General features: G+C 73.3%; 10 protein-coding genes and 1 pseudogene. 5 read left to right on the top strand and 6 right to left on the bottom strand.

Going from position 1 to position 11920, the window contains the following annotated elements; genetic code table 11:
• Positions 1 to 18: 18 nt before the first annotated feature.
• The 4 genes and pseudogenes from murQ to ACQP10_RS22945 all read left to right on the top strand — a co-directional run bounded on the left by murQ (position 19) and on the right by ACQP10_RS22945 (position 3841).
• Entirely contained in the window at positions 19 to 963 is a 945-nt protein-coding gene (gene murQ, locus ACQP10_RS22960) for an N-acetylmuramic acid 6-phosphate etherase (RefSeq protein ID WP_346022408.1), read from the top strand.
• Positions 956 to 2040, top strand: a pseudogene (locus tag ACQP10_RS22955) (serine hydrolase domain-containing protein). Before murQ ends, ACQP10_RS22955 begins: the two are co-directional and overlap by 8 nt.
• Before the next feature lie 16 nt (positions 2041 to 2056).
• Entirely contained in the window at positions 2057 to 2812 is a 756-nt protein-coding gene (locus tag ACQP10_RS22950) for a VOC family protein (protein WP_346022406.1), read from the top strand.
• A 147-nt stretch (positions 2813 to 2959) separates the two neighbouring features.
• Positions 2960 to 3841, top strand: a complete 882-nt coding sequence (locus tag ACQP10_RS22945) for an alpha/beta fold hydrolase (RefSeq protein WP_389999102.1) — start codon at positions 2960 to 2962, stop codon at positions 3839 to 3841.
• Positions 3842 to 3995: 154 nt separating this feature from the next.
• Here ACQP10_RS22945 and ACQP10_RS22940 read toward each other — a convergent pair whose 3' ends face one another.
• Positions 3996 to 4865, bottom strand: coding sequence for an alpha/beta fold hydrolase (locus ACQP10_RS22940; RefSeq protein WP_389999099.1), 870 nt, complete (start codon positions 4863 to 4865; stop codon positions 3996 to 3998).
• Between the two features lie 349 nt (positions 4866 to 5214).
• Here ACQP10_RS22940 and ACQP10_RS22935 point away from each other — a divergent pair, with 349 nt between their 5' ends.
• Positions 5215 to 5697, top strand: a complete 483-nt coding sequence (locus tag ACQP10_RS22935; protein ID WP_179828295.1) for a hypothetical protein — start codon at positions 5215 to 5217, stop codon at positions 5695 to 5697.
• Between the two features lie 303 nt (positions 5698 to 6000).
• Here ACQP10_RS22935 and ACQP10_RS22930 read toward each other — a convergent pair whose 3' ends face one another.
• From ACQP10_RS22930 to ACQP10_RS22910, 5 genes are read right to left on the bottom strand one after another with little or no spacing between them, the layout of a single operon-like run.
• Positions 6001 to 7008 carry an ABC transporter ATP-binding protein gene (locus tag ACQP10_RS22930; RefSeq protein ID WP_433539690.1) on the bottom strand — a complete coding sequence of 336 codons (1008 nt, stop codon included), beginning with the start codon at positions 7006 to 7008 and terminating at the stop codon, positions 6001 to 6003.
• Positions 7005 to 8111 (bottom strand): ABC transporter ATP-binding protein, encoded by a 1107-nt coding sequence (locus ACQP10_RS22925; protein ID WP_433539689.1) that lies wholly within the window; start codon positions 8109 to 8111, stop codon positions 7005 to 7007. The genes ACQP10_RS22930 and ACQP10_RS22925 overlap by 4 nt, the downstream gene beginning before the upstream one ends.
• Complete coding sequence (locus tag ACQP10_RS22920; protein WP_433539688.1) at positions 8108 to 9097, bottom strand: ABC transporter permease; 990 nt, start codon at positions 9095 to 9097, stop codon at positions 8108 to 8110. The genes ACQP10_RS22925 and ACQP10_RS22920 overlap by 4 nt, the downstream gene beginning before the upstream one ends.
• Positions 9094 to 10047 (bottom strand): ABC transporter permease, encoded by a 954-nt coding sequence (locus tag ACQP10_RS22915; RefSeq protein ID WP_433539687.1) that lies wholly within the window; start codon positions 10045 to 10047, stop codon positions 9094 to 9096. The genes ACQP10_RS22920 and ACQP10_RS22915 overlap by 4 nt, the downstream gene beginning before the upstream one ends.
• Positions 10044 to 11747 (bottom strand): ABC transporter substrate-binding protein, encoded by a 1704-nt coding sequence (locus ACQP10_RS22910; RefSeq protein ID WP_433539686.1) that lies wholly within the window; start codon positions 11745 to 11747, stop codon positions 10044 to 10046. Before ACQP10_RS22910 ends, ACQP10_RS22915 begins: the two co-directional genes overlap by 4 nt.
• Positions 11748 to 11920: the final 173 nt, after the last annotated feature.

The following is an 11920-nucleotide window of genomic DNA, read 5'->3' as shown; positions in this document are numbered from 1 at the left end:
TTAGCGACATGGGGCGTCATGATTGATCCACTCGCCGACCTGTCCACCGAGCAGAGCGATCCGCGCTACGGCCAGATCGACAGGCTCTCGACCGAGCAGGTGGCCCGGCTGATGAACGCGGCCGACGCCACGGTGCCCGCCGCCGTGGCCACCGCCGTACCGGCGATCTCGGCCGCCATCGACGCCGTCGCCGACCGGATGCGGCGGGGCGGACGTCTGATCTACGTGGGCGCGGGGACCTCCGGCCGGCTGGCCGTGCTGGACGCCTCCGAGTGCCCGCCGACCTTCGGCACCGACCCCGAGGTTGTGCAGGGCGTCATCGCCGGCGGCGAGCCCGCGCTGACCCGTTCGGTCGAGGGCGCCGAGGACGACGACGCCGCCGGCGTCGCCGCCATCACCCGCCTGGAGGTGGGCCCGCTCGACTCGGTGATGGGCGTCTCCGCCAGCGGCCGGGCGCCGTTCGTGATCGGCGCGCTCGGCGAGGCGGAACGCCGCGGCGCGCTGACCGTCGGCCTGTCCTGCAACGCCGACACCCCTCTGTCCGCGGCCGCCGCGCACCCGATCGAGGTCGTCGTCGGCCCGGAGGTGGTGACCGGCTCGACCCGTCTCAAGGCCGGGACCGCGCAGAAGCTGGTGCTGAACATGGTGTCCACCATCACCATGGTCAAGCTGGGCCGCACCTACGGGAACACCATGATCGAGGTGTCGGCGATGAACTCCAAGCTGGAGGGCCGGGCCACCCGCATGGTCTCCGGCCTCACCGGCGCAGACCTCACCGCGGCCCGCGCCGCGCTGGAGGAGGCGGAGTGGAACGTCAAGGTCGCGGTGCTGGTGATCGAGCACGGGATCGGCGCCGACGCGGCCCGGGACCTGCTCGCCGCGCACGGTGACCGGCTGGAGGACGCCCGGTCGGACGGCGCGGCGCTGGGGGAGCGGGCCCCCGAGGACGTGCGGCATGCCTGACCGGCTCGGCGGCATCCTGGCGGCGGCCGTACCGGACGCCTGCTCGGCGGCGGTCGCCGTGATCGCCGTCGGCGGCGACGTGGTGGCGGCCGCGGCGGCCGGGGAACTGGTCCGCCACGCCGACGCCTCCGGGAAACTCGCCGACGACCGGCCGCCCGCCCGCCGCGATTCGATCTTCGACCTGGCGTCCGTCACCAAGCTCTTCACCACGGCCGTCATCCTGTCGCTCGCCGAGGACGGCCTGCTCGGCCTGGACGAGCCGGTCGCCGCCCGGCTGCCCGGCGCGCCCGCCGGCGTCACCATGCGACACCTGCTCACCCACACCGCCGGACTGCCGCCCAGCCGCGCCCCCGGCCACGAGGCCGCCGGCGCCGGCGACGGCTCCCGCGCCGCGCACCTCGCGCATCTCGCGCACGTCCTGGCCACGCCGCCCGCGGGCCCGCTCGGCGGCGGCTACGTCTACTCCGACGTGGGCATGATCACCGCGGGCCGGGTGGCGGAGATCGCCGGGGAGCGCCCCTGGACGAGCTGCTGCGGGCCCGGGTCACCGGCCCGCTCGGCCTGGCCGACACCGGCTACCGGCCCGCGGCGGAACTGCGCCACCGGATCGCCGCCACCGAGGACCAGCCCGGGCGACCCGGATCCGGGTGCGTGCGCGGCGAGGTCCACGACGAGACCGCCTACGACCTGGGCGGCGTCGCCGGGCACGCCGGGATCTTCGCCACCGCCGACGACGTGCTGCGGTTCGCCGAGACCCTGCGCACCGGCGGCGCCCCGATCCTGCGGCCGGAGTCGGTCGCCGAGATGACCCGCGACCAGGGGGTGCGCGGCGCGGCCTTCCGCCACGGGCTCGGGGTGCGGATCGGCGACCCGGCCATCGTCGGCCCGCTCGCCGACGCCTACGGCCACTCCGGTTTCACCGGCACGTCGGTGGTGGTGGACCCCGGCCGGGCGCTGACGGCCGTACTGCTGACCAACAACGTCCACCCGCTGCGGGGCCGCGCGGGCATCCGCGACCTGCGCCACGCCGTCGCCGCCGAGGCGCTGCGCCTGTCGGCGGCCGGTGGACACGGGTAGGTGCGATCATGGCGGGATGACCGAGAATCCCCTCAGTGATCCCTCCGGAGCCGATGACCTCTCCGGCCGCCCCGGGAAGCCGACCCGCCGGGAGATCTCCGACGCCGTCGGCGACGCCGGCTGGCGTTACGTCCTCGGCGCGCTCCGCACGTCGGTGCCCGTGCCGTCGCTGGCGCGCGGGACCGACGTCGCCGCCCGGGCCGCCGCCGCGGCCGGTGACCGGGCCGACGGGAGCCTCTGGATGGACGTGCGCGGCGACCGGGTGGTCCTCACGCTCCAGTCGCTCGCGACGGCCACGGTGACACAGCGGGAGATCGAGCTCGCCCACCGGATCTCCGCCGCCGTGGGCGAGCTGGGCCTGCGCACCGGCCCGGAGACCACCGGCCAGGAGGCCGCCGGCCGGGAAACCCGATCGGACCAGATCCTCGAGATCGCCATCGACGCGCTCGACATCGCCGCGGTCCGCCCGTTCTGGAAGGCCGTCATGGGCTACACCGACGAGGCCGGCGCAACCGGCCCCGAGGACCCGCTCGTCGATCCGGTGGGCCAGGGCCCGGCGATCTGGTTCCAGCAGATGGACGCTCCGCGGCCCCAGCGCAACCGGATCCACTTCGACGTCTCCGTCCCCCACGACGAGGCGCCGCACCGCATCCGGGCGGCACTGGCCGCCGGGGGAGTGCTGGTGTCCGACTCCCGGGCGCCCGCCTTCTGGGTCCTGGCCGACGTCGAGGGCAACGAGGCGTGCGTGACGACCTGGCAGGGCCGCGACTGACCCGCCGCTCGCGGGGCCCGCACGGAGGGCCGAAAATTTCTCCGGATTCCTCCTGCGGGCATGTCAAGAGGGCGGCCCCGGCTCCGACCCATGGGTGTACCGGCCGGATCGGGCGGAGCAGCGACACATGACCCTTGGAGTGACGACATGAAGAACGTGAAGACGGACAGCCTGCCGGTGCCGGGCGCGAACCTCTACTACGAGGTCCGCGGCTCCGGCCCCGTCCTGCTGCTGATCTGCGGCGGTGTCTATGACGCCGCCGGGTACGCGGGCCTGGCCGACCGGCTCGCCGACCGGTACACGGTGGTCACCTACGATCGGCGCGGCAACTCGCGCAGCCCCCTTGACGGGCCGCCGGAGCCGCAGAGCATCGCCGTCCACGCCGACGACGCCAACCGCCTGCTGACGGCCGTGGGCGTCACCGAGGACGAGCCGGCCTGCGTCTTCGGCAACAGCTCCGGCGCGGTGATCGGCCTGGAGCTGGCCGCCCGCCACCCCGGGCGGGTCCGCGCGATGGTCGCCCACGAGCCGCCCGTCTTCGAGCTGCTGCCCGACCGCGACCACTGGCGTGCCCTCATGCGGGACGTGGCGGACGCCTTCCGCGAGGGAGGCGCCGGGCAGGCGATGGGGGTCTTCGCCATGGGGATGGGGATGGGCGGCGACGACCACGGCGAAGACGCCGGGGACGGGGACACCGGTCAGGGCGACGCCGCCGCACCGCAGGGGGAGCCGGACCCCGAGACCGCCGCGATCATGGCCCGCACGGCGGCGAACATGGAGTTCTTCATCGGGTACGAGGTGCCGCCGTTCTCCGGCCACACCCCCGACCTCGACGCGCTCAGGACGTCCGGGGTCCGGGTGGTGACGGCGGTGGGGGAGGCGTCGGAGGGCGAGCCGCCGTACCGGGCGACCCTCGCCCTGGCCGAGAGGCTGGGCGGGCGGCCCGAGGTGTTCCCCGGCGACCACGGGGGCTTCGGCGCCGAGGCCGAGGCGTTCGCCGCCCGGCTGCGCGAGGTGCTCCCGGCCTGACGGCGATCCCTGCGGGCACGGGCGCCATCGGCCAGGAGGCGGGCGCCCGTCCGGAGCGTCCCCGCCGGCCGGTGACGCGCGCGGGACGCCCCCGGCCGGTGGCCCGACCCGGGACGGCGAGACCTCCGGACCGGTGACCCGCCCGGGGCGGATCTCAGACCGGCCGCGCGCCGAGGAAGCGGCGCAGCTCGGCGGCCAGCTCGGCCGGGGCCTCCTCGGCCATGTGATGGCCGGAGTCGATCGAGGCGCCGCGGACGTCGCCGGCCCAGTCGCGCCAGATCGCCAGCGGGTCACCGTAGAGGTCCTCCATGTCGTCCCGCTCGGACCACAGGAACAGGACCGGGCAGGTGATCTTTCGGTCCGCCCGGCGGTCGGCGTCGTCGGCGGCCCGGTCGACGCCGAGCCCCGCGCGGTAGTCCTCGCACATCGCGTGGACGGTGGCCGGGTCGTGGATCGCCCGCCGGTAGTCCTCGTACGCCTCGGCGCCCATCTGCTCCGGCGTCGCCCGGTACCAGGCGTCGGGATCGGCGTTGATCACCCGTTCGGCGGGCTTGTCGGTCTGCCCGAGGAAGAACCAGTGCCACCACGCGGCGGCGAACCGGGCGTCGGCCCGGTCGAGCGCCTCGCCGATCGGCACCGCGTCCATCACGACGAGGCGGGCGGCGGCGTCCGGGTGGTCCATCGCCACCCGCTGCGCCACGTAGGCGCCCCGGTCGTGGCCGGCGACGGCGAACCGCTCGTGGCCGAGCGCGCGCATCAGCGCCACGCAGTCGCGGGCCATCGCCCGCTTGGAGTAGGGCTCGTGATCGGGAGTGGTCGGCGGTTTCGACGAGCGGCCGTAGCCGCGCAGGTCCGGGCAGACCACGGTGAAGCCGTCCGCGAGCAGCGGCGCGACCCGATGCCAGGTCGCGTGGGTGCGGGGGTGGCCGTGCAGGAGCAGCAGCGGCGGCCCGGAGCCGCCGTGCCGGACGAACAGCTCCGCCTCGCCGGTGTCGACCCGCTCCTCGGCGAACCCCTCGAACATCCCGTGTCTCCCTCCGGTCGTGGATCCGGTCGAAAGGCCCCTTCCAGCCGACGCGAGATCCAAACCGCAGATCGCGCGGCGCCTTCCGCGACCGGCCGCGTCCCGCGCGCCCGTCCGCCTCCGCCCGTCCGCCTCGACCGTCCGCCTCGCCCGTCACTCGGTCATGGCCGCCGTTCCGCCGCGCCGCCGTTCTGTTGTGCGAGGACGCGTCATCACGGCGTCACGGGACCGTTCCAGGCGGTTTTCCTGCTCTTCGGCTCGAAGATCTTTATGTGCAATTTCACATATGACATCTTCTCTGTACGGGCGCCCGGCACGGGGCCGGGCCCCGTTCCATTGGAGGAATTCGATGAACCAGATCGCCAAGCGTGGTCTCGCGTTCCTGGCGGCGGGGACGGTCGTGGCCGGGGGGCTCGCCACGGCCGCCCCCGCGTCGGCCGCGACCCTCACGACGACGACCACGTGCAGCACCTCGGGACCGATCCAGGGCCTGAACGTCAAGGCGTGCGCGGACGTCACCGGCGACCGGGTACGCGTGTACGGGATCGTCGGCGCCCTCGGCATCTCCGAGCCGCCGGTCAACCCCCGCGACGTCGGCGCGGAGGTCTCCGGCGCGATCGTCGGCGGCCTCTTCCTCGGCTCCGGGCACCGGGCCCTGAGCATCTGGAACAACGTCTTCACCGTCGAGGGCGTCACCACGACCGTGGCCTCCGGGTCCACGGTCCGCGCCACGGTGACGATCACCCCCGGCCCCGCGGGCCCCGGAGGCGGAGGCGGCACGCCCCTGCCCGGCCCGACGTCCGTCTCCGTGGACGTGCCCGTCGTCTACTGACCGGCCCGGATGAACGGCCCGGATGACCGGCTCGGATGGGCGACTCGGGTGACCGGCTCGGATGGGCGACTCGGGTGACCGGCTCGGGGGACCGGCCGGGTCGTCGGGCCGGCGGGAGCGCGCGACCGCGTTCGGCTTCCGCGCGTTCGGCTTCCGCGCGTTCGGCTTCCGCGCGTTCGGCTTCCGCGCGTTCGGCTTCCGCGCGGTTCCGGACCCGGAGCTTCCACGCGTTCCGGGTCCGAAGCTCCCGCGTGTTCCGTGCGTCCGGCGGGTTCGCCGGACGCACGGAGGCGAGCGACGCCGTCAGCCGGCGAAGTGGCAAGCCACCTCCCTCTCTCCCGGTCCGTGGATTTCGAGCGGAGGGGCCTCGGCCCGGCAGACGTCCCGGGCCATGGCGCAGCGCGGGTTGAAGGAGCAGCCCGGGGGCGGGTCGGCCGGGCTGGGAGGGTCGCCCGGCAGGACGATCCGCTCGCGGACGAGTTCCACCTCGGGGTCGGGGACCGGTACGGCCGACAGCAGGGCCCGGGTGTAGGGGTGTGCCGGGGCGGTGTAGACGGCGTCGCGGGAGCCGATCTCCACGACGCGGCCGAGATACATCACCGCGACCCGGTCGCACACGTGCCGCACCACCGACAGGTCGTGGGCGATGAACAGGTACGCCAGGTCCAACTCCCGCTGAAGGTCGGCGAGCAGGTTGACGATCTGCGCCTGGATCGACACGTCCAGCGCTGAGACCGGTTCGTCGCAGACGATCAGCCTGGGTCGGGACGCCAACGCGCGGGCGATGCCGATGCGCTGGGCCTGGCCGCCGGAGAACTCGTGCGGGTAGCGGTCGGCGTGCTCCGCGCCCAGGCCGACCATCTCCAGAAGCTCGATCACACCGCGCCGGTCCAGCAGCCGCGTCGGGCCGGAGACGATCCGCTCGACGGTCTGGCGGGGGTTCAGCGACGCGAACGGGTCCTGAAAGATCATCTGTATGTCGCGGCGGAACGGGCGCATGTCGCGCGGGCCGAGCCGGGTGATGTCGCGGCCGTCGAAGACGACGGTGCCGCTGGTGGGCTCCAGCAGCCGGACGATCATCCGGCCGGTGGTGGACTTGCCGCAGCCGGACTCCCCGACCAGGCCGAGGGTCTCTCCCGGCCACACGTCGAAGGTGACGCCGTCCACGGCCCTGACCCCGTTCCGCTTCCCGAAGGTCATCCGCAGGTCCCGTACGGACAGCAACGGCGTGGACCGGCGCCCGGCGTCCGGCGCCGCGTCGGGTACGGTGCCCGGCGCGCCGTCCGGGCGGGTAGGCGGCGCTCCGGTCATCGTGGGCCTCCGAGGGTTCCGGTCAGGTGGCAGGCCGTACGGTGGACCGGGCCAGCCGGAGCGCCTTCCGGGCCGGCCGGACGGAGCGCGCGGCCCGTATGGATCTCCCGGATCTCGTGGATCTCAAGGGGCCCGCGGAACTCGCGAAGCTCAGGCGCCTCGGTGACGCAGGCGTCTTCGGGGGTCGCGGCGTAGCGGGCGCAGCGGGGGTGGAACCGGCAGCCGGGCGGCGGCGCGAGCAGCGACGGCGGGCTGCCGGGGATGGCCCGCAGCCGTCCCCCGGCGGCCGGGCCCGCCGCGCCCCCGGCGGCCGGATCCGGTGAGCCTTCCGCGCTTCCGGCCGTCAGGCGGGGGGCGGAGGCGAGCAGGCCCTGCGTGTAGGGGTGACGGGGAGCCCTGAAGATCTCCCGCACCGGGGCGTGCTCGACGGTGCGGCCGCCGTACATCACCAGGACCTCGTCGGCGACCCGCGCCACGACGCCCAGGTCATGGGTGATCAACATGACGGCGATGCCGCGGTCCTGCTGGATCCTCTTGATCAGTTCGAGGATCTGCGCCTGCACGGTCACGTCCAGGGCGGTGGTCGGCTCGTCGGCGATGAGCAGGTCCGGCTCGCAGGACAGGGCCATCGCGATCATCACGCGCTGCCGCATGCCGCCGGAGAAACGGTGGGGGTGCTCGCCCGCGCGCCGCCTCGGCTCGGGGATGCCCACCTCGGCCAGCATCTCCACCGCGCGTTCCCGCGCCACCCGGCGCGAGGCGCGCAGGTGCAGCCGGTACGCCTCGGCGATCTGCTCGCCGACGGTGTAGAAGGGGTGCAGCGACGACAGCGGATCCTGGAAGACCATCGCCATCCTGCGGCCGCGCAGTTCGCGGAGGCGTGAGGCGGGCGCGCCCACCAGTTCCTCGCCGTCGAAGACGATCGAGCCGGAGACGGCCGCCTCGCGGTGCAGGCCCATGATCGCCAGCGACGACACCGACTTGCCGGAGCCGGACTCGCCGACGACGCCGAGCGTGCGGCCCCGGTCCAGGTCGAAGCCGATCCCGTCCACCGCGGTCCCGGCGGGGAACGCGACCCGCAGGTCTCTCACTCGCAGGATCACGCGTACCTCACACGGGGGTCGATCACCGCGTAGACGAGGTCCACGCCGAGGTTGGCCAGGGTGATGAAGAACGCCGCCAGCAGGGTGACGCCGAGCACGACGGGCTGGTCGGCCTTGAAGATCGCGTCGTAGGTGAGCTGGCCGACGCCGGGCAGTCCGAAGACGTGCTCGGTGATGACGGCCCCGGCGAGCAGCCCGCCCAGGTCCATGCCGAAGATCGTCACGATGGGGGTGAGCGCCGAGCGCAGGCCGTGCTTGGTGACGACGGTCCGCTCGTACAGGCCTTTGGCGCGGGCCGTCCTGATGTACGGCTCCGCCATCGTCTCGATCATCGAGGCCCGGGTGAGCCGGGCGTACATGGCGGCGTACAGGCTGGCGAGCGTCATCCAGGGCAGCAGCAGGTTGCCCGCCCAGGCGGCCGGGCCCTCGGAGATCGGCCGGTAGTCGGGGTAGGGCAGCCATTCGAGTCGCTGGACCAGGACCAGCAGCAGCATCATCGCGGTGAAGTAGACCGGTGCCGAGGCGGAGGCCAGCGTGGCCGCCATGAGCGAGCGGTCGAGCGTGGTCCCCCGGCGCAGGGCGGCGACCAGCCCGACGGCCAGGCCGCCGGCCAGCCAGAGCACGGCCGCGCCGAGGGCCAGCGAGACGCTCACCGGCAGGCGGTCGGTCAGCAGGTCCCAGACGGGCAGCGCGTTCTGGTAGGAGTAGCCGAAACAGGGGACCGAGCACTCCAGCGCGGCCGGGCCGTCGCCCAGCGTGCGGCCGGTGAAGATGCCGGTCACGTAGCCGCCGAACTGCTCGTACACCGGCCTGTCCAGGCCCATCTGCGTGCGCACCAGCGCCACCTGCTCGGGGGTGCAGGTCTTGCCGCAGGCGTGGGCGGCCGGGTCCGAGGGGAGCACGTAGAAGACGGCGAAGGTCACCGCGCAGATGACGAGCAGCACGCCCGCCACCGCGGCGAGCCGCCGCAGCAGGTAGCGGGTCATCGGCCGCCTCCCTTCGGGTCGAGGGCGTCGCGCAGCGCGTCGCCCAGCAGGGTGAAGGCCAGCACGGTCAGGAACAGGCAGACGCAGGGGATCATGAAGTACGTCGGCGCGACCTGGTACCACAGCAGCCCGTTGTCGATCATCTGGCCCCACGAGGGGGTGGGGGGCCGCACGCCGACGCCGAGGAAGGACAGCGCGGCCTCGGTGCCGATGTTGGCCGGGATCGCCAGTGTCGTGTAGACGAGGATCGGCGCGGCGATGTTGGGCAGGATCTCCCTCAGCAGGATGTGCGGCCCCATCGCCCCGTTGACCCGCGCGGCGTCCACGAACTCCCGGTGCCGGACGCTCAGCGTCTGCCCGCGCACGATGCGCCCGACGTACGGCCAGCTGAACATGCTCATGATCAGCACGAGCAGCAGCACGCGGTCGGTGCCCGGCGCGATGGACAGCAGGGCCAGCATGAAGATCAGGCTCGGGAAGGACATCACCAGGTCCATGATCCGGCTGAGCACGGTGTCGATCCTGCCGCCGAAGTACCCCGCGACCAGGCCGGCCGCGGTGCCGGTGAGCACGGTGACGGCCGTGGCGGCGACCGCGATCAGCAACGACACCCGCGCGCCGTACACGATGCGGCTGAAGACGTCGCGGCCGTTGCCCGGCTCGACGCCGAGCCAGTGCTCGGCGCCGATGCCGCCGAAGTCGCCCTTCGGCACCCCGCCGAGCGCCTGGTCGATCGCGCTCTTGTCGAAGGTCTCGGGCCGCCAGCCGTTGAGCCCGGCCAGCAGCGGGGCGGCCAGCGCCGTCACGACGAAGACCGTCACGATGGCGAGGCCGAGGAGCGCGGCAGGGTCGCGGCGGAGCCGCTCGTAGGCGATCCGTCCGGGGGAGCGGCCCCGGACGGCGGGGGCCGCGACGGCCGCCGCGGCCTCCCGCGGCGCGGCGGTGGTCACTTCCCGACCCCGAGGGCGGCGTAGTCGAACTGGCCGGACCAGATCAGGTGGCCGAACGCGCCGCCGACCTTGGAGCCGGTGAGCAGCGGCTTGCGGAGCCAGAGCAGGGGGATCATCGGGGTCTTCCGCATGATCGCGGCGTCCAGGTCCACCCAGGCGCGGTCGGCCGCCTTCAGGTCGGTCATGGCCCGGATCCCGTCGATCCGGTCCATGGTCTCCCGGTCCCGGAACAGCGACACGTTGCCGCTGTTGCCCTTGTCGGTGATGGTGCGGCCGTCGAAGAGCATCGGGATGAAGGAGGACCCGGACGGGTAGTCCTGGCACCAGCCGTACAGGGCCAGCCCGTCGAACCTGGCGGTGTCGCCGATGGTGTCGTAGTAGACCGACGGGTCGAAGGTGCTGATCTCGGTCTCGACGCCGACGCGCTTGAGCGACTCCTGGATCGCGGTGGCGGCTCCCTTGTCGCCGGTGGAGGCGGACAGCGTGACCTTCACCGGCATCGCCACGCCGGACTCGGCGATCAGCGCCTTGGCCTTCGCCACGTCACCGGTCGGCGGGATCTTCAGGGTGTCCTGCGGGACGCCGCCGGAGAGCGACGGCGGCAGGTAGGCGGTGGCGACCGTGCCGGAGGCCGGGCCGCCCTTGACGGTCTGGTACGCCTCCTTGTCGATCGCGTACTGCAGGGCCAGGCGGAACTTCGGGTTGTCGAAGGGCGCCTTGGCGGTGTTCATGGCCAGGGTGTCGGTGCAGCCCCGGATCTCGTTGTGGAAGCGCGCCCTGACCTTGGGATTGGTGAGGATCTTGGCGAAGCTCTCGCCGTTGACGTCGGCGTAGGTGACCGCGGTCCGGTCCTCGCCCTGGTCGGCGATGAGCCGGTCCACGATCACGCTCTGCCGCAGGCCCTGCTTGACGACGACCCTGTCCGGCAGCGCCTTGCGGACCGGGTCGGTGGCGGGATCCCAGTGCTCGTTCCGGCTGAGCACGAGCTGCCTGCCCCGGTCGTAGGTGTCGATCTTGTACGGTCCTGAGGAGAAGACGCGGTTGTCGTACTGCGCCTTGGTGTCCCTGGCCCGGGGCACCGGCGCGAAGGTCGGCAGGGTGGCGTAGTACGGGAACTCGGCGACGGGGCGGTCGAGGTGGAAGACGATCGTCTTCTCGTCGGGCGTCTCGATCGACTTCAGCGAGCCGTCCCGGTAGGGGCCCCGGTACTTCTCGCCGCCGGCCAGGACCAGGCGGGCGTAGTTGGGGCCGCCGGGCAGCTCGGGGGCGAAGGACCGCTCCACGTTGTACTTGACGTCGGCGGCCACGATCGGCGAGCCGTCCTCGTACTTGAGGCCCTCCTTGAGGGTGAAGGTCCAGGTCCTGCCGCCGTCGGACATCTCGCCGACGGTGGTGGCGAGGTCCGGGACGATCTGCAGGCCGGCCGGTCCCGGCTCGGCCTTGTAGGTGACGAGGGAGCGGTAGAGGTAGCGCAGGCCGAAGTCCATCTCCGGCATCGTCCAGTTGCGGGTCGGGTCGAGGTGGGAGAAGTCCTGGTTGGACAGGATCGTGAGGGTCCCGCCCCTGGCGGCCTCACCCGCCGGGGGCCGGGAGCCGTTTCCGGACCGCTCGGCGGCGGGTGTCCCGCCGCCGCAGGCCGCCGTGCCGAACAGCACCGCCAGCGCGAGGAGGCAGGGGGCCGTCGTGGTCTTCACGGACATGTGTCACTCCGCATCGTTGTGGGGGGAGAGCGAGAGTGACACGTAACATAGTAATGTGAAATATTACCGGCAATAGTGCGTTACCGATTCGTAATTAGCCCGATCCGGCATTCCCTCGTTTTCCCGGTCCCGGCCCGACGGATTTCCGGGGCCCGGCCCGGCGGCCCCGATCC

This window comes from Streptosporangium sandarakinum (assembly GCF_050942225.1).
Taxonomy (GTDB): domain Bacteria; phylum Actinomycetota; class Actinomycetes; order Streptosporangiales; family Streptosporangiaceae; genus Streptosporangium; species Streptosporangium nondiastaticum.
This window is presented reverse-complemented; position numbering and strand designations above follow the sequence as displayed.

What these genes read in the sequence shown, in the direction of transcription:
- ACQP10_RS22940 (WP_389999099.1), bottom strand. Translation starts at nt 4,865, where the DNA reads ATGTTCGAGGGGTTCGCCGAGGAGCGGGTCGACACCGGCGAGGCGGAG.
- murQ (WP_346022408.1), top strand. Translation starts at nt 19, where the DNA reads ATGATTGATCCACTCGCCGACCTGTCCACCGAGCAGAGCGATCCGCGC.
- ACQP10_RS22910 (WP_433539686.1), bottom strand. Translation starts at nt 11,747, where the DNA reads ATGTCCGTGAAGACCACGACGGCCCCCTGCCTCCTCGCGCTGGCGGTG.
- ACQP10_RS22920 (WP_433539688.1), bottom strand. Translation starts at nt 9,097, where the DNA reads ATGACCCGCTACCTGCTGCGGCGGCTCGCCGCGGTGGCGGGCGTGCTG.
- ACQP10_RS22930 (WP_433539690.1), bottom strand. Translation starts at nt 7,008, where the DNA reads ATGACCGGAGCGCCGCCTACCCGCCCGGACGGCGCGCCGGGCACCGTA.
- ACQP10_RS22945 (WP_389999102.1), top strand. Translation starts at nt 2,960, where the DNA reads ATGAAGAACGTGAAGACGGACAGCCTGCCGGTGCCGGGCGCGAACCTC.
- ACQP10_RS22950 (WP_346022406.1), top strand. Translation starts at nt 2,057, where the DNA reads ATGACCGAGAATCCCCTCAGTGATCCCTCCGGAGCCGATGACCTCTCC.
- ACQP10_RS22935 (WP_179828295.1), top strand. Translation starts at nt 5,215, where the DNA reads ATGAACCAGATCGCCAAGCGTGGTCTCGCGTTCCTGGCGGCGGGGACG.